This window comes from Neolewinella marina, assembly GCF_002631205.1.
GTDB classification, from domain to species: domain Bacteria; phylum Bacteroidota; class Bacteroidia; order Chitinophagales; family Saprospiraceae; genus Neolewinella; species Neolewinella marina.
Window position 1 is genome coordinate 925,850 of the sequence record NZ_PDLO01000001.1, and the last position, 18,921, is coordinate 944,770.

The 18,921-nt window shown below is 62.4% G+C and carries 15 protein-coding genes; 7 read left to right on the top strand and 8 right to left on the bottom strand.

The features are described from left to right. Positions 1-7 precede the first annotated feature (7 nt). The gene (locus CGL56_RS03810) at positions 8-397 is read right to left on the bottom strand and encodes a hypothetical protein (protein ID WP_099105155.1); all 390 of its coding nucleotides are present in this window, start codon (positions 395-397) and stop codon (positions 8-10) included. Between the two features lie 208 nt (positions 398-605). On the opposite strand from CGL56_RS03810, the gene CGL56_RS03815 reads away from it, so the two are divergent. From CGL56_RS03815 to CGL56_RS03835, 5 genes are all read left to right on the top strand, one after another. Further along, positions 606-2,276, top strand: coding sequence for an AMP-binding protein (locus tag CGL56_RS03815; RefSeq protein ID WP_099105156.1), 1,671 nt, complete (start codon positions 606-608; stop codon positions 2,274-2,276). Positions 2,277-2,305: 29 nt separating this feature from the next. Beyond that, positions 2,306-2,932: a DNA-3-methyladenine glycosylase gene (locus tag CGL56_RS03820; protein WP_245183934.1), complete on the top strand. Its 627-nt coding sequence runs from the start codon at positions 2,306-2,308 to the stop codon at positions 2,930-2,932. After that, the gene (locus tag CGL56_RS03825; protein WP_099105158.1) at positions 2,929-4,308 is read left to right on the top strand and encodes a type IX secretion system plug protein; all 1,380 of its coding nucleotides are present in this window, start codon (positions 2,929-2,931) and stop codon (positions 4,306-4,308) included. The genes CGL56_RS03820 and CGL56_RS03825 overlap by 4 nt, the downstream gene beginning before the upstream one ends. 102 nt (positions 4,309-4,410) lie before the next feature. Beyond that, a complete protein-coding gene (locus CGL56_RS03830) occupies positions 4,411-5,856 on the top strand; it encodes a TolC family protein (protein ID WP_099105159.1) in 1,446 nt (481 codons plus the stop codon). Positions 5,857-5,886: 30 nt separating this feature from the next. Further along, entirely contained in the window at positions 5,887-7,242 is a 1,356-nt protein-coding gene (locus tag CGL56_RS03835) for an HlyD family secretion protein (protein ID WP_099105160.1), read from the top strand. A 317-nt stretch (positions 7,243-7,559) separates the two neighbouring features. On the opposite strand, the gene CGL56_RS03840 is transcribed toward CGL56_RS03835, so the two are convergent. Further along, positions 7,560-7,991, bottom strand: a complete 432-nt coding sequence (locus CGL56_RS03840; RefSeq protein ID WP_099105161.1) for an LNS2 domain-containing protein — start codon at positions 7,989-7,991, stop codon at positions 7,560-7,562. A 115-nt stretch (positions 7,992-8,106) separates the two neighbouring features. Here CGL56_RS03840 and CGL56_RS03845 point away from each other — a divergent pair, with 115 nt between their 5' ends. Beyond that, positions 8,107-8,904 carry an SDR family NAD(P)-dependent oxidoreductase gene (locus CGL56_RS03845; RefSeq protein WP_167641495.1) on the top strand — a complete coding sequence of 266 codons (798 nt, stop codon included), beginning with the start codon at positions 8,107-8,109 and terminating at the stop codon, positions 8,902-8,904. Between the two features lie 45 nt (positions 8,905-8,949). Beyond that, positions 8,950-11,727 (top strand): 2-oxoglutarate dehydrogenase E1 component, encoded by a 2,778-nt coding sequence (locus tag CGL56_RS03850; RefSeq protein ID WP_099105162.1) that lies wholly within the window; start codon positions 8,950-8,952, stop codon positions 11,725-11,727. 24 nt (positions 11,728-11,751) lie between these two features. On the opposite strand, the gene CGL56_RS03855 is transcribed toward CGL56_RS03850, so the two are convergent. The 6 genes from CGL56_RS03855 to CGL56_RS03880 all read right to left on the bottom strand — a co-directional run bounded on the left by CGL56_RS03855 (position 11,752) and on the right by CGL56_RS03880 (position 18,897). After that, entirely contained in the window at positions 11,752-12,870 is a 1,119-nt protein-coding gene (locus tag CGL56_RS03855; protein WP_099105163.1) for an energy transducer TonB, read from the bottom strand. Positions 12,871-12,879: 9 nt separating this feature from the next. Further along, positions 12,880-14,640 carry an ABC transporter substrate-binding protein gene (locus CGL56_RS03860; protein ID WP_099105164.1) on the bottom strand — a complete coding sequence of 587 codons (1,761 nt, stop codon included), beginning with the start codon at positions 14,638-14,640 and terminating at the stop codon, positions 12,880-12,882. 159 nt (positions 14,641-14,799) lie between these two features. Further along, the gene (locus tag CGL56_RS03865) at positions 14,800-15,585 is read right to left on the bottom strand and encodes a ThuA domain-containing protein (RefSeq protein WP_099105165.1); all 786 of its coding nucleotides are present in this window, start codon (positions 15,583-15,585) and stop codon (positions 14,800-14,802) included. 231 nt (positions 15,586-15,816) lie between these two features. Next, positions 15,817-16,812, bottom strand: a complete 996-nt coding sequence (locus CGL56_RS03870; RefSeq protein WP_099105166.1) for an RlpA-like double-psi beta-barrel domain-containing protein — start codon at positions 16,810-16,812, stop codon at positions 15,817-15,819. A 198-nt stretch (positions 16,813-17,010) separates the two neighbouring features. Further along, a complete protein-coding gene (locus CGL56_RS03875; protein WP_099105167.1) occupies positions 17,011-17,646 on the bottom strand; it encodes an inorganic diphosphatase in 636 nt (211 codons plus the stop codon). Positions 17,647-17,706: 60 nt separating this feature from the next. Beyond that, positions 17,707-18,897: a hypothetical protein gene (locus CGL56_RS03880; RefSeq protein ID WP_099105168.1), complete on the bottom strand. Its 1,191-nt coding sequence runs from the start codon at positions 18,895-18,897 to the stop codon at positions 17,707-17,709. Between the last annotated feature and the right edge of the window lie 24 nt (positions 18,898-18,921).

An 18,921-nucleotide genomic window follows, 5' to 3' on the forward strand; every position in this document is an offset into this window, starting at 1 on the left:
GCGGCGTTTAGATCTTGACCACTTCGGCCTGAATAGGGTAATCGGCCAGGATGCGGTTGGTGAAGGCCATGTGGCCGCGGGGGACGGCCAGGTACAGCTTGCCGTGCTTGTAGGCGGCCAGGCTGCTGAGCAGGCGCCATTTGGTGACCAGTTCGCGCTCGTCGTCGGTTTTCATGCCGAGTTCAAAGTAGCTTTTGCGGCCATTCACCTCACCGGTTACGTCAGGAATGAAGTACTCTTCGGTATCCTTGCTGCGTCGGATCTTGGCGGGGGTTTCGTAGCCTTCGGCGTTGGCCTTGATGTTGTCAAAGCCTTTCTTGGTTACGATCTTTTCGAGCAAGGTCTTGATCAGCTCAGCGTCTTTCTGCTGGGCGTCGGTGAGGATTCCGTTTTCCATTGTGGGTGGGAAGATTAACTAAATATTATCTAAAAGCGAATATCCATAAAATTCTCGACACCCTGGGGGGCAACGCCCGGGTGCGAAACCTTGTGTCATTCGCACGTGCTTGTAATAGAACGTCTTGAACGGTGCTGGGGTTGATACACTCGTCGATTCCGCAGATGGTGTTGTACTTTACGACGCACGAAAGATAACCTCCCTCACCATGAATACCGACCAGCGCCCGTGGCTTACGCATTACCCGGCGGGCATTCCGGCGAACGTTGACGTTGACGCCTACCCCACCCTCAAGGACCTGCTTGAGGCCACGATGAAGAAATTCGGCAAGAAGCCGGCCTTCTCCTCCATGGGCCGCGACATCAGCTACCAGGAACTGGACGAGCTGGGCACCGCCTTCGGGGCCTACCTGCACTACCGCGGCCTGCAGCCCGGCGACAAGGTGGCCGTCATGATGCCCAACCTCCTGCAGTACCCCATCGCCCTCCATGGCATCCTCAAGGCGGGGCTGATCATCGTGAACACCAACCCGCTGTACACTCCGCCGGAGATGAAGCACCAGTTCGTCGACAGCGGGGCCAAGGCCATCGTCATTGCGGAGAACTTCGCGGCCAACCTGGAGCAGATCATCAAGGATACCCAGATCAATACGGTGATCACCACCAGCATCGGCGAACTCCTCGGCTGGGTGAAGGGCGGGCTGACCAACTTCGTCGTCCGCAAGGTGAAGAAGATGGTCCCCAGCTACAACCTGCCCGGCGCCGTGACCTTCCAGACGGCCCTGGACGAGGGCAAGAAGCACCGGCTGCCCACCTTCACCGGACAACCCGACGATACCATCGCCCTGCAGTACACCGGCGGCACCACGGGGGTATCGAAGGGGGCCATGCTCACCAACGCGAACCTGGTGGCCAACGCCCTGCAGATGTACGCCTGGCTCACCCAGACCCTCACCGAAGGCGGTGACGGGCGGATGCTCTGCCCCCTGCCCCTCTACCACATCTTTGCCTTCACCGTAAACGCGGTGGCCGGCTTCAACATCGGCATGTGCAACGTGCTCATCACCAACCCGCGTGACCTGAGCACCATCGTTAAGGCCTTCAAGGACAACAAGATCGAGGCCATGACCGGGGTGAATACCCTGTTCAACGCCCTGCTCAACGACAAGGACTTCCAGAAGCTGGACTTCCGCCACCTCAAGCTCACCGGTGGTGGTGGCATGGCCGTACAGCGGGTGGTGGCCGAACGGTGGCACAAGCTCACCGGCTCGCCCCTGACGGAAGGCTACGGACTGACCGAAACCAGCCCCGTTGCCACGATGAACCCCTTCAACGACAAGCTGCGGGTGGGCACCATCGGCGTGCCCCTGCCGAACACCTCGGTGCGCATCTGGAACGACGAGGCCCAGCGGGTAGCCACCACCGAGGAGCGCGGCGAGATCCAGGTAAAGGGCCCCCAGGTGATGAAGGGATACTACAACCGCCCCGAAGCCACCGCCGAGGTGATGGTCGACGGCTGGCTGAAAACCGGCGACATCGGCATGATGTCGGAGGACGGCTTCTTCCGCATCGTGGACCGCAAGAAGGACATGATCCTGGTATCGGGCTTCAACGTCTACCCCAACGAAGTGGAAGACGTAGTGGCCGCCCACCCCAAGGTGCTGGAATGCGCCGCGGTGGGCATCCCCCACGAGCGGTCCGGCGAAGTGGTCAAGCTCTTCGTGGTGAAGAAGGACCCCTCCCTGACCGAGACCGAACTGGTGACCTTCTGCCGGGAAAGCCTGACCGGCTACAAGATCCCCAAGGCCGTGGAGTTCCGCGAAGAGCTGCCCAAAAGTAACGTGGGCAAGATCCTGCGCCGCGAACTCCGGGAAGCCTGAGGACAGCCGGGCCACCGAAATACTTCGAAATGATGGACCAGGAATCCTTTCGTGCGTTCCTGAATGGTGAAAACCCCGTGGACATTGCCCGCGGACTGATCGGCGCCGAACTGGTCAGCCGGATCGGGGAGGTAGAAACGGGTGGGTTCATCACGGAGACCGAAGCCTACTGGGCCCCGGAAGACCGGGCCAGTCACGCCTACGGACACCGGCGTACGGCCCGCACCGAGCCTTTCTACCAGGAGGCGGGCACCAGCTACGTCTATCTGTGCTACGGCATCCACGAACTGTTCAACGTAATCACCGGCCCGGCGGAGGTTCCCCACGCCGTACTGATCCGCGCCGTGGAGCCCTCCCGGGGCCTGTCCCGGATGCTGGAACGCCGTCATATGGAAAGCTTAAAGCCGCAACTTAGCGCCGGACCCGGCGTTGTTTCGAAGGCCCTGGGCATCACGCGGGACCACAACGCCCTCGACCTGCTTGCGGGGGAGGGTCCGCTGCTGCTGTTGCCCCCGCGCAAGGTGGTGCCGGCGGAAGACATTGTGTCGACCCCCCGCATTGGCATCGCCGGCTCGGGGGAGGAATGGGCCGCGCGGCCGTGGCGGTTTTACCGCCGTGACTGCCGATTCGTAAGCCGACTTAACGCCTTTACATGAGCCTCCGGCACTTTTGCAACTCTTCCCGGCACCTGCGCGCCGCCGCCCTCCTGCTCGTCCTGATCAGCACCGGATTGAGCGCCCAGCGGGGGGAATACAAGTTCTACGACAACACCTACGTCGATTACATCAAGACGGTACGGCTGCACGTGGCGGGCTTCCCCCACTCCTACCCCATCATCGACCTGAACGGGGGCGCCCAGCTGCGGCTATCCTTCGATGACCTGTCGCGCGACGTACGCCGCTACGCCTACACCTTCATCCACTGCGACCGCGACTGGACGCCCTCCAGCCTCGGGCAGATGGAGTACAACAGCGGCTACGCCAACGACTACGTGGAGGACTACGACTTCAGCCTGCGCACCCTGAAGCAGTATACCCATTACGACCTGGTCTTCCCCAACCGGAACATGCGGCTCGAAAAAAGCGGCAACTACCTGCTGGTGGTCTTCGACACCCAGGACAACGACCGGCCGGTGATCACCCGCCGCTTCCTGGTCTCCGAGAACCTGGTGGGGCTGAGCGCCCAGGTGACCCGCCCCTCGGTGGTCGACAAGATCCAGACCCACCAGGAGGTGCGGCTGGTAGCCAATACCAAGCAGCTGCAGCCCCGGGCGCCGCTGCAGGAACTCACCGCCACGGTGCTGCAGAACGGCCGCTGGGACAACGCCGTCACCGGGGTGGAACCCAACCTGCTGGGGCGGGAGAACGTGCAGTTCAACTACCAGGACCGCATCATTTTCCGCGGCGGGAACGAGTTCCGCAACCTGGACCTGCGCTCGGTGCAGGCCCCGCGGACGGACGTCAGCAGCATCACTAACGAGGGCGACTTCTACGCCATGGTGCTGGCCCCGGAGGAAACGCGGGGTAACACGGTCTACATCCAGTACTTCGACCTGAACGGCGACTTCGTGAATTTCCGCCTAGACCGCCCGGTGGTCAACCTGGCCGATGAATTCCTGCAGGACAACTTCGCGCGCTTCGGCCTCGACTTCACCGGGGAGTATATCGAGGCTACCTTCATCCTGAAGACCCGCACGGGGCAGCCGCTGGACTACGATCTCTACCTCTTCGGGGGGCTGACCGAATGGCAGCTGAAGTACGACTACCGGATGGTGTGGAACACCAGCATCAACGCCTACGTAGGCCGGGCGCTGGTCAAACAGGGCTTCTACAACTACTATTACGTGACCGACCTGGGCAAGGAACGGGGGCAAACGCGCTTCGCCCGCCCCGGCGACCGCGTCGGATACGACGAAACGGAAGACAGCTTCGACGTGACGGAAAACGACTACATCGGGCTGATCTACTACCGTCCCCTGGGCGGGCGCTACGACCAGCTGGTCGGCACCACGGTGGTGAACAGCAACCAGTAACGGCCCCCGGCGGCTGCCGGTCTACCCGCCGTGCACGTTGATAGATAAAATTTTGCCGCCCTGTCGGATAACGTAGTTTTGCTGACCTATAAAATCAGTAGAATGCGGAATCTAGTACACCTGTGGATCGCCCTGCTCCTGCCCGCCTGGATCGTTGCCCAACCGGGTGGCTGGACGCTGGCCGAGGCCGTCGCCCACGCCCAGGACAACAACCTGCAGGTCCGGCGGCTGGACAACTCCACCGAACTGGCCCGCCTGGCGCTGCGGCAAAGCCAGAACAATCGCCTGCCTACCCTGAGTGGAGGGACGGGGCTGAACCTGCAGCTGGGCCGCACCATCGACCCCACCACCAACAGCTTCGAGGCCCGCAACATCCTCTCCCAGGGCTACCAGCTCCAGGGCGCGGTGACCCTCTACAACGGAGGCCTGATCCGCAACGCCCGCCAGCAGGCAGAGCTCGACCTCCAGGCCGCGGAGGCCGACGCGGCCGTGACCGCCAACAACGTGGGCCTGCAGGTGGCGAACAGTTTCCTGACCATCCTGCTCACCCGCGAGCAGCTGGCCAATGCCCGCGCCCAGCTCGAACTCACCACCCAGCAGCTCGCCAATACCGAAGCCATGATCCAGGCCGGTAGCGTACCCGCCGCCCAGCGCTACGACATCGTGGCCCAGCAGGCCGCCAACCAGCGCACGGTGGTGGAACTGGAGAACCAGGTCCGCCTTTCCCTCCTGGACCTCCAGCTGTTGCTCCTCCTGGAGCCCGACGCCGACTTCGACATCGTCACCCCGGAACTGAATCCCGACGAAGCCATGCTGTTCGCCGACTACAACGCCCAGGAGGTGCTCTCCGCCGCCCGCCAGACCCAGCCCACCATCCGCGCCGCCGAACTGCGCCGGTCCGCCGCGGAAATGGACATCGAGATCGCCCGTGCCGGACGCCGCCCCAGCGTACAGCTGTACGCCAACGTGAGCACCAACTACTCCAACCTGGCCAAGGACTTCAACAACCCCGACGCCTCCCAGGTGGAATTCGTGCAGGGCCCGCCCGTGCCCGTGGTAATCAACGGAGAGGAAGCCACCCTGTCCACCTTCTCCCAGACGGGGATCATCTTCCCCAACCTGCCCTACTTCAACCAGCTGGACCAGAACTTCGGCCAGTCGATCGGCATCAGCCTGTCGGTCCCCATCTACAACCAGAACCGCAACCAGCTTAACGTCCAGCGGGCGGAGGTGATGCGCAACAACGCCGCCCTCGACATCGCCCAGGCGGAAAACCAGCTGCGTTCCGACGTAGAGCTGGCGCTGGGTGACCTGCGGGCCGCCCGCGAAACCTACCGGGCGGCGGAGGTCAGCCTGGAGGCGGCCCAGAACGCCTACGACGTGGCCCAGCGCCGCTTCGCGGCCGGGGCCGCGCCTACCCTCGACCTGATCACCGCCACCAACCGCCTGGAGCAGGCCCGGGTGGAATTCACCCGCTCGAAGTACCAGCTGATCTTCAACCGCGAGGTCATCCAGTTTTACCTCGGACAGGGCCTGTCCCTCAATTAACCCCTCCCCCCAGCAAAATTCTCACTTGATATGTCTCGCAAAGCCATCCTGCTGCTCGTCGGCACCCTCATCCTAGTTATCGTAGCCGTTGTCATTTTTTCCGGCCGGGGAGAGGAAGGCACCAAGGTTTTTGTCCAGGACGTGGAGCGCCGCAACATCCAGGAGGTGGTGAGCGCCAGCGGCAAAATCTTCCCCCAGACGGAAGTCAAGATCAGTTCCGACGTGTCCGGCGAGGTCGTCGAACTCTACGTGGAGGAGGGCGACAGCGTCGTTCCCAACCAGCTGCTCGCCAAGATCGACGCCGACGCCTACCAGTCGCAGGTAGCCCGGGGCGTGGCCGGGGTGAACAGCAGCAAGGCCCAGCTGGCCAACGCCCGTGCCCAGATCAACACCCAGAAGGCCCAGCGGGAGCAGATCCTGGCCCAGCTCGAGAACGCCCGCGACATCCTGAAGCGTAACGAACAGCTGTTCAAGGACGAGGTGATCAGCAAGGCCGAGCTGGAAACCAGCCAGTCCAACGTCCGCGCCCTGGAGGCCAACCTGTCCGCCGCCGAGAGCAACATCCGCGCCGCGGAGGAAAGCGCCCGCGCCGCGGAGTACGGCATCGAATCCAGCGAAGCCACCCTGAACGAACTGCGCACCAGCCTGCGCCGTACCACCATCTACGCACCCATGGGCGGCGTGGTGTCCCTGCTCAACGTCGAGCAGGGCGAGCGGGTGGTCGGCACCATCCAGATGACCGGCACGGAACTGATGCGGATCGCCAACCTCAACGCCATGGAAGTGCGGGTGGAAGTGAGCGAGAACGACGTACCCTCCGTCAACGTGGGCGACCGCGCCGAAATCGAGGTGGACGCCTACCTGAACCGCACCTTCGCCGGCACGGTGACCCAGATCGCCAACAGCAGCACCACGGCCGGGGTAGCCGACAACGTGCTGAACAGCGACCAGGTGACCAACTTTGAAGTGCGCATCAGCATCGACCCGGCCAGCTACGCCGACCTGGTATCGGGCGGCAATCCCTACCCCTTCCGCCCCGGCATGTCGGCCAGCGTAGATATCCTCACGGAGCTGGCCGAGGACGTGGCCAGCGTCCCCATCGAGTCCGTCACCACCCGGGAACCCCGGGACGGGGACAGCACCCAGGCGGCTGGCACCACCGAGCTGGAGGAAGTGGTCTTCCTGGTGCGCGGCGATACGGTGGACCAGGTACAGGTCGTCACCGGCCTGCAGGATGCCAAATTCATTCAGATCAAAACCGGGGTGGAAGCTGGCGACCGGGTCGTGGCCGGGCCCTACGGAGCACTATCACGCACGTTGAAGGGTGGAGAAACCGTACAGGTTGTGAAGAAGGAGGAGTTCTACGCGGAGGAAGGGAGTGAGTAAAAAAACAAACCCCTTCGTACCGCGGGGTGCGAAGGGGTGCAATATGGTATGTCAGAAAGCTTAAAAAACCCCGGCGGGAAAGGCCCGTCAGGGAAAGGATGTTTGTTACTCGCGTCTCTACAGTTAAGGTCTTAGGCCTTTAACAAATATAGGAAGCGGGGTGACACAATGCAATAGCCGGGTGATAAAATAATCGTACCGGCTTGCGAAGCATCCTGACAGGGGAGATTCGGTGGTAGCCCGGGCGTATCCGGGCACTGGAGTGGCTCAACCGCGGGAAGCGGTGCGGAAGGAGGCTGGAACGTGAAGGGTACGGTCTAGTCGTTGAAGACTTCGACGTCGCGGTTCTTCACGATGAGGTCGGTGAACTTGCCCTTGAAGCGGGTGGCCTTCACGATGTGGTTGTCGATCCAGTGGTAGTTGCCGCCGCGGGGCTTGCCCATGAGCATGCCGTGGTACTTGAAGTTGTGGCGGTTCAGCCATTCTTCGGTGATCTCGCGGTGCTCCTCGGTGCGGGAGGTGAAGAAGGTGATGATGTGTCCGTCTTCGTACCACTTGTTGACGATGCGCAGGGCATCGGGGTAAGGCAGGCAGGTGGACATGCGCTCGGGTTCCTCGTTGGGGATGTCGTCACAGACGGTGCCGTCGATGTCGATGAGGAAATTTTTTACGCCAGCGGGGAGGACGGGGCTGATCAGTTCACCCTTCTCGTTGAAGGTAGTTTCCAGGTCTTTTTCGGGGGTAGCCATACGTTTCTTGGTCTTCCAGATCGGTGTTAAAAACACAAAGGTACATTTCCTGAACGCATCCGGGTGGTGGTTTGCTTCAATTGTACCGTTATTTGGACCCGCTAAACGTCGTTTCATGTCCCAAGTTGCCCTGGTAACCGGAGCCTCCTCCGGTGTCGGTGAATCCCTCGCTCCCCTGCTGGCCAGCCGTGGCTGGCGGGTCTACGGGATGAGCCGCCGCAGCGTTGACCTGCCAGGGGTCTTCGCCCTGCCCGCCGATATATCCGACGCCGAAGCCCTCGGGCGCGCCATCGGTGAGCTCAAGGCCCGGGAGGGAAGGCTCGATGCCGTGCTGCACTGTGCCGGGGTCGGGGGCGCGGGTGCCGTGGAATCCATGCCTACGGGCCGTGCGCGACGGATCATGGAGACCAACTTCTGGGGCAGCTGGAACCTTTGTCAGTCCACCCTGCCCCTGCTGCGGCAAAGTCCACGGGGCCGGTTGCTGCTCGTGAGCAGCATCGCCGGCCACATGGGCATCCCCTTCCGCTCGGTCTACTGCGCCAGCAAGGCTTCGGTGATTGCCCTTTCGGACAGCCTGCGGCTGGAACTGCAGGGTTCGGCCGTGCAGGTAAGCTGCATCAGCCCCGGCGACATTGCCACCAATTCCATCGCCACCCAGTACCGACAGCCCGCCGCGGAACTGGACCCCCTGTACCGGGCACGGTACCAGCGCGCCGACGACGCCATGGCCGCCAACGTGGACCACGGCATGTCCGCCAGTCACGTGGCCGAAGAAATGATGCGTATCCTGCTAAAAAAACAACTCGCCCCCCACTACGTGATCGGGGAACCCGTTCAAAAGATCAGTACGGTGGCCCGACGCCTCCTGCCCGCCCGGGCTTGGGAGTGGATCCTGGGCCGGTATTACAGCTGATCGCAGTTGAACAACCCATTTACCCAGGTGTTGAAAAAAACTATTATGAGCAATTATTCCCACCTTGCCAATGCCCATCCGGGCTATATCGAACAACTGTACCGTCAGTATTCCGAATCCCCCGACTCCGTAGATGCGAGCTGGCGGGATTTTTTTCTGGGGTTTGACTACGCTTCCGAAAAGTCGCCCACCGGCCCCGGAATGCCCACCACCCCGGAGGGAACCATCGACTGGGAACACGTAAAGAAGGAACTCAGCGTCTTTGCGCTGATCAAGGCCTACCGCATGCGCGGTCACGTGGCCTCGAATATCGACCCCATCCAGGAGTTTGAGGACCCCGACGCCGGTCTGGAGCTCTCCGACTTCGACCTCGGGGAGGAGGACCTCGACAAGCCCTTCCGGGCCGCCGACCAGTTCTTTATGCCCGAGGGCAGCACCCTGCGGCAGATCGTCGACAACCTGAAGCGCATCTACCTGGGCAGCATCGGCTTCGAAACCGACCACATCTTCCACCGGGAAAAACGCCGCTGGCTCCGCGAACGGATCGAAAAGCACCACCCGGAAGAAGCCTACGGCCTCCAGCTCGACGACAAGCGCCACATCCTCGAAACCCTGAACGACGCCGTGGGATTCGAGGACTTCCTGAAGACGAAGTACCCCGCCCAGAAGCGCTTCGGCCTGGAGGGGGGTGAAGCCGCCATCGTGGCCCTGAATACCATCATCAGCGAAGCCGCCCGCGACGGGGTGGAGGAAGTGGTGATCGGTATGGCCCACCGCGGCCGCCTCAACGTCCTGGCCAACATCATGGGCAAGAGCTACGAAAGCATCTTCCAGGAATTCGAAGGCGTCATCCCCGACAACATCAAGGGCGACGGCGACGTGAAGTACCACATGGGGTACAGCTCCCTGATCGAAACCCGTGTCGGCAAGCCCGTAAACGTGAAGCTGGCCCCCAACCCCAGCCACCTCGAAGCCGTGGCCCCGGTGGTCGAAGGGTTCGCCCGCGCCAAGGCCGATGTGCTCTACGGAAACGACTACGACAAGATCGTGCCCATCCTCGTCCACGGCGACGCGGCCGTGGCCGGACAGGGCGTGGTCTTCGAAACCGCCCAGATGAGCGGCCTTGAGGCCTATACCACGGGGGGATCGATCCACCTGATCATCAACAACCAGATCGGATTCACCACCGACTACGAGGACGCCCGCACCAGCATCTACGCCAGCGGAGTGGCCACCGTCATCGAGGCCCCCGTCTTCCACGTCAACGGCGACGACCCCGAAGCCGTCTACTACGTGGCGAAGCTGGCCATGGAGTACCGCAATGAGTTCAACTCCGACGTCTTCATCGACATGCTCTGCTACCGCAAGAACGGGCACAACGAAGGCGACGACCCCGGCTACACCCAGCCCGGTATGTACGAACGCGTAAAGCGGCACCCCGACGTGCGGCAGGTGTACACCGACCGGCTGGTGGCCCGCAAAGACGTGCAGGCCAAGCTCGCCAAGGAGATGGCCAAGAAGTTCAAGTCCCGCCTCCAAAGTGTCCACACCAAGGTCAAGAACAGCGACCTGCCCTACAGCTACCAGCCACCCGAAAAGGCCTGGAGCATGCTCAACCGCGATCACTGGAGCTACGAGCACTTCAGCGAGTCGCCCGAGACCGGGGTACCCCTGGAGCAGATGAAGAACATCCTGCGCCACATCACTACCCTGCCGGAAGGCTTCGAGCCCGTCAATAAGGTCAACCGCCTCTACAACAATTACGAACAGTCGGTCAGCAGCGACCAGCTCGACTGGGCCCTGGGGGAACTCAGCGCCTACGCTACCCTGCTGATGGACGGTCACAGCGTGCGCATGTCCGGACAGGACGTTCGCCGCGGCACCTTCAGCCACCGCCACGCGGTGCTCAAGAGCCAGGACGGAGAAAGCATCTACAACCGGCTAGACGGACTGAGCGACGACCAGGGCAAGATGCATATCTACAACTCCCTTCTTTCCGAATACGCCGTGCTCGGCTTCGAATACGGTTACAGTACCGCCAGCCCCGAGAACCTGGTCATTTGGGAAGCCCAGTTCGGTGACTTCGCGAACGGCGCCATGACGGTCTTCGACCAGTTCATCAGTAGCGGGGAAAGCAAGTGGGGCCGCATGTCGGGACTCACGGTATTCCTCCCCCACGGTTACGAGGGGCAGGGACCCGAGCACAGCAGCGCCCGCCTCGAGCGCTTCCTGCAGCTGTGTGCCGAGTACAATATGGTGGTGGCCAACGTGACCATGCCGGCCAACCTCTTCCACCTGCTGCGGCGGCAGCTCACCTGGAACTTCCGCAAGCCCCTCATCCTGATGTCTCCGAAATCGGGACTGCGCCACGAAATGGCCGTCAGCTCCATCGATGACTTTGGGCCCGGCACCCGCTTCCAGGAGGTCATCGACGACCCCACCGTGAAGGACCCCGCGAAGGTCACCCGCGTGCTGCTCTGCAGCGGTAAGGTATACTTCGACCTGGCCAAGCACAAGGCCGCGGAGGAAGCGGAAGGCGTGGCCATCGTCCGGATGGAACAACTCTTCCCCCTGCCCATCCGCCAGCTGCAGGAGGTGCGCGAGCGCTACCCCAACGCCAAGGATTACCGCTGGGTACAGGAGGAGAGCCGCAACGCCGGAGCCTGGAGCTACATCAGCGAGCAGTTCCTGTACAATACCGACCTAGGGTTCGAGCAGAAACTGGATTACGTGGGACGGCCGGCCTCGGCTTCGCCCGCCACCGGCTACAAGCCGGTACACGTCAAACAGCAGAAACGCCTGGTCGACCAGGCCTTCGAGTAAACGAAGCAAGCGGGGCGAAGGGGATTATTCCTCTTCGCCCTCTTCTTTTGGACTGAGACGACAAATCAGGGGCAGCACCGAATCGTACCAGTCTACAAGGGCAATCTGCTTGGCGAGGGTCAGGTCCTCGCAGGCCCCGCCCAGCTGGTTGTTGTCCAGGCGGGCCTGCCCCCTCAGGATGCGGAAGCGGCCGTCGCGGGGAAACAGTTCCACCGCCCGGTCCATCTTCTCCAGCCCCTCGGCCGCTTTGGTGGAATCGCGCACCAGCACCTGGGCATCCTGCATCAGGGCCAGGGCCTCGTTGTACTGATCGATGATGTAGCCGCAGCCCGGATCGGTGGGCGCGAAAGTGACGCTGACGTCGTAGGCGCTCGTCACCTTGCGGCCTTCGTATTCGGCGGCAATCCACTGTCCGTAGGAACCCGTGGCCACGTCGATGGCCTTGGAGGTGAAGTCCAGCCCCAGGTCGTTGTAGTCGATGATGTCGTGGACTTCCACCAGGCCGTTGGGCTTCACCAGCAATTGCATGTCCAGCTGTCCGGTAGCGCAGCTGTCCTGGGGGATGTCGGGGTAGGTCAGGTGTTTGTCGAAGTAGGCGGCCACGCTGCCGGCTTCCCCGGTGAAGGTCACGCCCTTGGTCAGCTCGGTGTATACCGTATCGCGGCCGATGACGATGTAGGGTTTGGGCTCCTCGAGCCGGAAGCGGAGCGGCAGCACCACCCGGTAGCGGACCGGCTTGCCCTCGTGGAAGGCGGGGCGCCACCGCACCTCGCGGGCCATACCCACCACGCTGCGGAGGGCCGAAATGCCAATCCCTCCACCCGGGTCCCTCAGGATTTCCGGGCGGTTCACCATGCCGTTGGGCTCCACGATGAAGGTGACCACGGCCGTTCCGCTGATCCCCTGCTCCCGCGCTTCGGCGGGATAGAGGGCACGCTGGTAGACGTATTCCAGCAAGTACTGCTGGGCGCACTCGAACTTGGCCGCCGCGGTGGTGTCGTAGCGCTCACAGGGGCTGGGGAAGCGGGCCGCTTCGTCGGCAAAACTGTAGATCGTGGTATCCACCGGGGCGACGGTGGAGGTAGTGTCCTGTCCGAAGGCCAGGAGTGGCAAAAGCAGCAGGAGGGTGAGTATGGACTTCATGTCTGTTGGTTAGAGGGGGTCAGCCGGTGCCGGCCGCAGGGCGTTGAACCTTACGTTCGGTGCCAGGGAAGTGGCCAGGTACTCCAGGTGGTTGGCCACCACGAGCCGGTCGAAGGGCGAGTATAAGAAAATCATCGGCTGATTGGCGTAAATGATTTCCTGGAACCGCCGGTAGAGGGGATCCCGTTCCCGGGGATCGATGGTGTGGGCGATGCGATCGATGAGGCGGTCGGCCTCGGCGTTGCGGAAATTGGCGCGGTTCGTTCCACTGGGCGGAACGGAGGTGGACGACCACACCTGGGAGAAATCGTCCGGGGTTGGTTCAAAGCCCTGTCCGTAGAAGGAGGCGGTGAAATTCCCGGTGGATACCTCCCGGAGCAGCGCCCGGGGTTCCTGCTTGATCACGTGGATCTCAATGCCCACCCGGGCAGCCGACTGGGCCACCTGAATGGAGACCGCCTCACTGGTGGGTGAAGGGAAGGAGAGCAGGTCAAAACTCAGCTCCCGCCGTTCGCCTTCAATGACCTGGTCCACTACCCCGTTGCCGTTGGTGTCCCGCCAGCCCGCCTGTTGCAGCAGCTCGCGGGCCCGCTCCTCATCGTAGGGGATGCCGGGCAGGTCGCGGTGGTAGTAATCCTTCAGGGGCAGCACTGGCCCGATGACTCGCTCCGCCAGCCCGGGCAGCAGCTGATCGATGATCTGATCGACATTGACGACGTGCGCCAGTGCCCGGCGGGTAAGGGAATCGGCCAGCAGGGGGTCGGCCTGATTCAGCAGGATGCTGTAGTACTTGAAGCTGGGCACCGTGACGAATTCGAAGAATTCCTGGAGGTACTGCTCCTCCCGCAGTTCCTGGAACTGTTCGATGGGCATATCTACCACCACGTCCACCAGCCGGTCCCTCAGGGCATTCGCCGTAGTGGTATTGTCCAGGATGACGTGGAAGGTAAGGGCCTTCGGGTAAGCCGCCAGCCAGGGCTCGGTGCGGTCGTCGGCCCAGTATTCCGGCCGCTTCTCGAGCCGCAAGCGCTCTCCGGCTTCCCAGGAGACCAACCGGTAGGGGCCACTGCCCACGATCCGGTCCGGCTCGTAGGCCAGCGCGGGATCATTGAAGTGGTCCGCGAATCGTTTCAGCGGTCCATCCCCTTCCGCCAGGCGGGCGGCAACTGCGACGTCGGTCAGTTCGACCAGGGGGACACCGCGCAGCAGCCCTTTCGGATCGTAGGCGTATTCGGGATAGACGTACAGGTCGCCAATGGCCTGGGCGGCCAGCAGGTAGGGCTCCCGGGTGACGACCGCAAACGCCCGCGGATCGTCGGCCGCCACTTCCACGTCCCGGATCATGCTGTAGTAAGGACGGTATGGGCCGGCCTCCACCAGGGGGTTGAGCAAGGCCTTCAGGCTGAAGACCACGTCCGAGGCCAGCACCGGCTCCCCGTTCGGCCAACGTGCCGTACTGTCGATCCGGTATCGGTACGACAGGCCGCCGTCGGCCAGGGTTTCGATCTCCGGCAGTGAAGCCAGCAGGGGCTGCAATTCAAAAGTCTTGGGGTCCTGGGCGTTGAGGGTCTGGAAGATTTGCTCGCCCACGTAGCGGGAGATGCTCTGGACGGACAGGATCGGGTTCAGGCCCACGGGCTCCGCCTTCAGGACGATCCGTACTTCCTGGCCCACCGAGGAGGACAGGGCTTGGCCGGACGGCTCGGCACCTCCGGAACAGGATGCGATGGTGCTCAGTACGATTACGATACTCAGCAAATGCCATTTCATGGAAGGAAGGTCGATAGCACAGGGAAATAGGTGTACGCAAAGGTACCCAAATCCAAGCGATCCCCTGATCCGGCCACCGGAAAATCAGTAGCAGACGGCAAACCCGGTGATCAACCAAATAAAGTTCCGCACCCGCGAGCTTGCTCCCGGAAATGTCCGCTAAGGCCGGTCCCGGGCGTATTCCAGGGGTCGGTCATTGGCCAGCAGGTACCGCAGGGCCCCGGCGATATGCGCCACGAAGGCCGGTTCCTGGTAGCTGGCTTCCGTATGCCCCAACCCGGTATAGAACATGCGGCCGTTGTGAAAGGGCTTGTACCAGGCAATGGGGTGGCGGTCGCCGTTGGTCCCTCCGGAGTAGGTGCTCTCGTCGAGCAACATGACCACCTGCAGGTCTTCCTGGATCGACTTGTAGTTGTACCATTCGTCGCTCCGGGTCCAGGCCTTCGGCAAATGGGCGGTGGAGGGGTGATCGGCCTCGATCACGCGGAGGGTGGCTTCCGGTGTTCCCCGGGGATGGCCGGAGAAATAGGCTCCTACCAGGGAATTGTACCAGGGCCAGTCGTATTCGGTATCGGCGGCGGCGTGGATGCCCAGCCAGTTCCCGCCGGCCTCGAGGTACCGCTCCAGCTCACGCTGCTGCCCGGCATCCAGGATGTCGCCGGTGGTGCTGAGGAAAACCACCACCCGGTAGCGGGAAAGGTCTTCCTGGTTGAAGACCGTGGCGTCCTCGCTGAAGTCGACCTGAAAGTCGTGCTCAGCGGCCAGTCGCCGGAACATTTCCTGGCCGGCGGGAATGGAGGAGTGCCGGAATCCGGCCGTCTTGGAAAAGACCAGCAATCGCGTGGTGTCGGTCGCGCCGGCACATCCGTAAACCAGGAACAGCAGGACGCCGACGATGAAAATCACGGCGGAGGGCTGGAGGGGCGACGACGAATGATTGGTCATGAGTAACGCGGTGGGGAAAAGTTAGAGACGACACCAACGGCGGATTTGCTGGTCGGGCATAATATTCTACTTTATCCCCAATGCGCCAACATTTACCTTGATTTAATATAAAATTTACCTGCTTTATTTTTTATCCGGCTGACAATCACCGCAATCGGCCGCTGCCAATACAAGCTGGGCGGTACCGAATTCCTTCGGTACCGCCCAGGCAATTGATCCGTTTGGTGGACCTTACTTCTTCGCGACGATGCCGCTGAGGTTGTATTCCTCCTGCAAGGACTTGGCCGCATCCTGGGCCTCGGTTACGTTGGCGTAGGAACCCAGGTAGACCCGGTTGATTACCTGACCATCGTCCTTGGTGAAGCTGCGGTAGTACACGTCCGTGAGTCCCTGTTCCTTCAGTTCGCTGATCCGGCGAAGGGCGTAGGCTTCGTTGGTGTAGGCGGCCAACTGCACGGCGTAGTCTCCGGCGGCCGTCTGGGGGGCTGCGGCGGCGGGTACCGCGGGTGCCGCGTCAACTCCTCGGGCCTGCTGGCTGCCGGGCACGGTGGGCTGCGGCGGGGTGACGGGGTAGCGGTTGTAGGTTTCGGGAGCAGCGGCCAGGGCGGGCTCGGCCGGGATGGGTTGGGGTTGCACTTCCCGCGAGATCACGCTGGGGCGCGGCAGCTCGGGGGCGGCCGTGACCGGATTGGGCTTGGGAGCTACCACTCCGGTGTTGGCTACTGCCGGGGCACCGCTGCCACCCTGGGGGGCGGCCACGGCCACACTGGTCGGCGGCTGGGGGTTCCAGTTGCTGAAGCCGTTGCGCTCGAGGCGTACGGCGGAGCGGTTGACGATGCCCAGCTTTTCCGCCGCCACCTTGCTGAGGGTGATGAGGCAGTCGTCGCACTCGCGACCGCGGTCGGTAACGCGGACGACCACCGAACGGCCGTTTTCGGTATTGGTTACCCGCAGCAGGGTACCCAGGGGAAGGGCGGCGTGGCTGCCCGTCATTTCACTGGGCTGGTAGGTTTCACCCGAGGCGGTGGGGGTGCCGTCGGCGCTGGGGTCGTACACACCGGCCAGTCCGTCCTGCTGGGGCTGCACCCCCTGCTCGTACTGCTGGGGATCCAGCTGGACTTCCTTGGGGTGGGCCGGGGCGGGACGGGCCTTGTCGTTCCACTCAAAGCTCTGGGCACCGAGGGAAGCGGCGGTAAGGACAAGGCTTAAAGAGAGTAGGCGTTTCATGTATAGGGTACGGTTGGAGCCGGTCAAAAAATCAAGGGTGGTCGGGGCCTGACCGGCCGGTTAAAAAGCTCGGGCACGGGTAACGCCCGAAGAGCTTAAATCATTGGTACGGCTGAGAAAAATCTCAAGGTACGGGGCAATGATAACGGCTGAAACTACAAAATGCTCACTGCCCCAGGGGCTTTGGTGGAACTTTAACTATTGGGGATCGGTACGCCATTTGCGCACCTCCCGCCAGGCGTAGCTTTCGTCCTCCCAGCGTAGCAGTTCGGTTACGTTGGGGCCCTTGTAGTTGAGGAACCACGTTTCGATGATGCGTTTGGCCGCGTCGTTGCCAAGGGAGAAATCCAGGAAGTTCTCGACCCCCATGGTGCGCAAACTGGTGTCGGCGGGGATGGCCACGATCTTGGTATCGATCTCCCCGCGGTCCCTCAGCATCAGGGTCGCGATCGGCAATACCCGCATCCGGGTTCCGGTGGGCTGGCTCTCGCCGATGACCAGCACGTCGAGGGCATCGCCGTCGCCCCCGCGCCGCTCGTCCACGGCGGTGGAGGGGACGAAGCCGTAATTCCCCGGGTAAGGCAGGAAATTTACAATGCGGTCGGAGCCATCGGCCAGGGTATCATTGGTAAACCCTATCCCGCGGTGATACTCGATCTTGTGGTTGGTACCGGCGGGAATCTCGATGACCACGTTCAGGGCCTCCCCGTCGGTGCTGGGCAGGGCGTAGAGGTCCTCGGCGGGGGGAACCGCCGCCGGGGTGGTTTCCGCAAGGGGCTCCGGATTGTCACAGGCGACCAACAGGAAGAGAAAGAAAACCGGCAAACATCGCATACGAAGAGTGGATTAGGCCCGGTGGGCACCACAAGATTCAGAAAAGTCTTTGATTCAGAGCTAAGGTTCGAAATACCCCAGGGTGCCGCCTACCCAGCTCTTGCCCTTGTTGTACCGCACGCCAATCATTTCGCCCTTCGAAAGGCGGACGAGATTGTTGATGAGCAGGGGCTTGTCGCGGTCCGGCGGCCAGATGTACATCATCCGCAACTCTACGCGGGCCGGCTCATCCGGCGTCTCCACGACGGGAGCGTAAGTGACTTTTTTCTGCAGGATGAAGTGCTCGGGCTGCTTGATCACCTGCAGGTCTTCCAGTGTCGGGTGGAGGTTGACGCCGAGGCCGGCGAAGCTGTAAAGGGGTTTGAGCACGTAGTCCGACAGGTTCGTCGGATAGTGGTCCAGGTCAGAAAGGAAGTGGGTTTCCGGCACGTACGGACTGTCGATGAACGGCAGGCTGTACTTGCTGATGAGAAAGAACCAGTTCGGGTGGCCCGCCCACTCTACCTCAGCCTCCTCGATGAGGTTGAACCGCCGCACCAGATCGGTGCGGGCCTTCAGTTCGTCAAAGATGACGCGGTTGTAGATCCGCTTGATTTCCGTCCGCTCCCCGTCGCGGTCGTAGTAGAGTTTGCCACCGTCCAGTTCTACCTCGCTGATGCACACCTCCCGGATCCCGAGCTCGGCGCAGGCCACCACGAAGTCGATGCGGGTGGTCTGCCCCTTGGGGTCCACTTCCAGCAGCACCACGTGCCGGGGGTCGTGGCCGGCCAGGATGACGTCGGCGAGCTGCTCGAGGTAACCTTCCGGCGTACTGCCGTCAAAACGGGCGGAGTAGCCTTCCGGAATCGTGAAGAAGCGGCGGAAGCTGCGGTCGAGCAGGGCCTGGAAGTAGTACAGGGAAGGAAAGCCCTGCACTTCAATCAGTTGGGGTACCAATTCGCCGTCCGCGTTCCGGCACACGCCAAAGTCCAGCTGCATGAAGAGCGGCCGGTCGTTCTGCCGGGGAACCCGCTCGCCGGGGGGGATGGCCGCCGCGGCCCGCTCGGCGTAGTCGGGGGCCGTGATCACTTCCAGCACGTCGTCGCAGGCGGCGAGCACGTGTTCGCGAAAGGCCCGGGGGAAGAAGACGGGCGTCTCGCAGACGTGAAATTTGGGGTCGTGGTTGTACTGCCCCCCCAGCCAGCTGAGCATGGCCTGGTAGGCTTCGTTGGTGAAGTTTTCGTTGTAATGGCGGCGAATGGCGGGTATCATAGGTTAGGTAACCGCCGCTGCCAG

What these genes read in the sequence shown, in the direction of transcription:
- CGL56_RS03860 (WP_099105164.1), bottom strand. Translation starts at nt 14,640, where the DNA reads ATGAAATGGCATTTGCTGAGTATCGTAATCGTACTGAGCACCATCGCA.
- CGL56_RS03880 (WP_099105168.1), bottom strand. Translation starts at nt 18,897, where the DNA reads ATGATACCCGCCATTCGCCGCCATTACAACGAAAACTTCACCAACGAA.
- CGL56_RS03830 (WP_099105159.1), top strand. Translation starts at nt 4,411, where the DNA reads ATGCGGAATCTAGTACACCTGTGGATCGCCCTGCTCCTGCCCGCCTGG.
- CGL56_RS03810 (WP_099105155.1), bottom strand. Translation starts at nt 397, where the DNA reads ATGGAAAACGGAATCCTCACCGACGCCCAGCAGAAAGACGCTGAGCTG.
- CGL56_RS03820 (WP_245183934.1), top strand. Translation starts at nt 2,306, where the DNA reads ATGATGGACCAGGAATCCTTTCGTGCGTTCCTGAATGGTGAAAACCCC.
- CGL56_RS03875 (WP_099105167.1), bottom strand. Translation starts at nt 17,646, where the DNA reads ATGCGATGTTTGCCGGTTTTCTTTCTCTTCCTGTTGGTCGCCTGTGAC.
- CGL56_RS03835 (WP_099105160.1), top strand. Translation starts at nt 5,887, where the DNA reads ATGTCTCGCAAAGCCATCCTGCTGCTCGTCGGCACCCTCATCCTAGTT.
- CGL56_RS03840 (WP_099105161.1), bottom strand. Translation starts at nt 7,991, where the DNA reads ATGGCTACCCCCGAAAAAGACCTGGAAACTACCTTCAACGAGAAGGGT.
- CGL56_RS03845 (WP_167641495.1), top strand. Translation starts at nt 8,107, where the DNA reads ATGTCCCAAGTTGCCCTGGTAACCGGAGCCTCCTCCGGTGTCGGTGAA.
- CGL56_RS03815 (WP_099105156.1), top strand. Translation starts at nt 606, where the DNA reads ATGAATACCGACCAGCGCCCGTGGCTTACGCATTACCCGGCGGGCATT.
- CGL56_RS03825 (WP_099105158.1), top strand. Translation starts at nt 2,929, where the DNA reads ATGAGCCTCCGGCACTTTTGCAACTCTTCCCGGCACCTGCGCGCCGCC.
- CGL56_RS03865 (WP_099105165.1), bottom strand. Translation starts at nt 15,585, where the DNA reads ATGACCAATCATTCGTCGTCGCCCCTCCAGCCCTCCGCCGTGATTTTC.
- CGL56_RS03855 (WP_099105163.1), bottom strand. Translation starts at nt 12,870, where the DNA reads ATGAAGTCCATACTCACCCTCCTGCTGCTTTTGCCACTCCTGGCCTTC.
- CGL56_RS03870 (WP_099105166.1), bottom strand. Translation starts at nt 16,812, where the DNA reads ATGAAACGCCTACTCTCTTTAAGCCTTGTCCTTACCGCCGCTTCCCTC.
- CGL56_RS03850 (WP_099105162.1), top strand. Translation starts at nt 8,950, where the DNA reads ATGAGCAATTATTCCCACCTTGCCAATGCCCATCCGGGCTATATCGAA.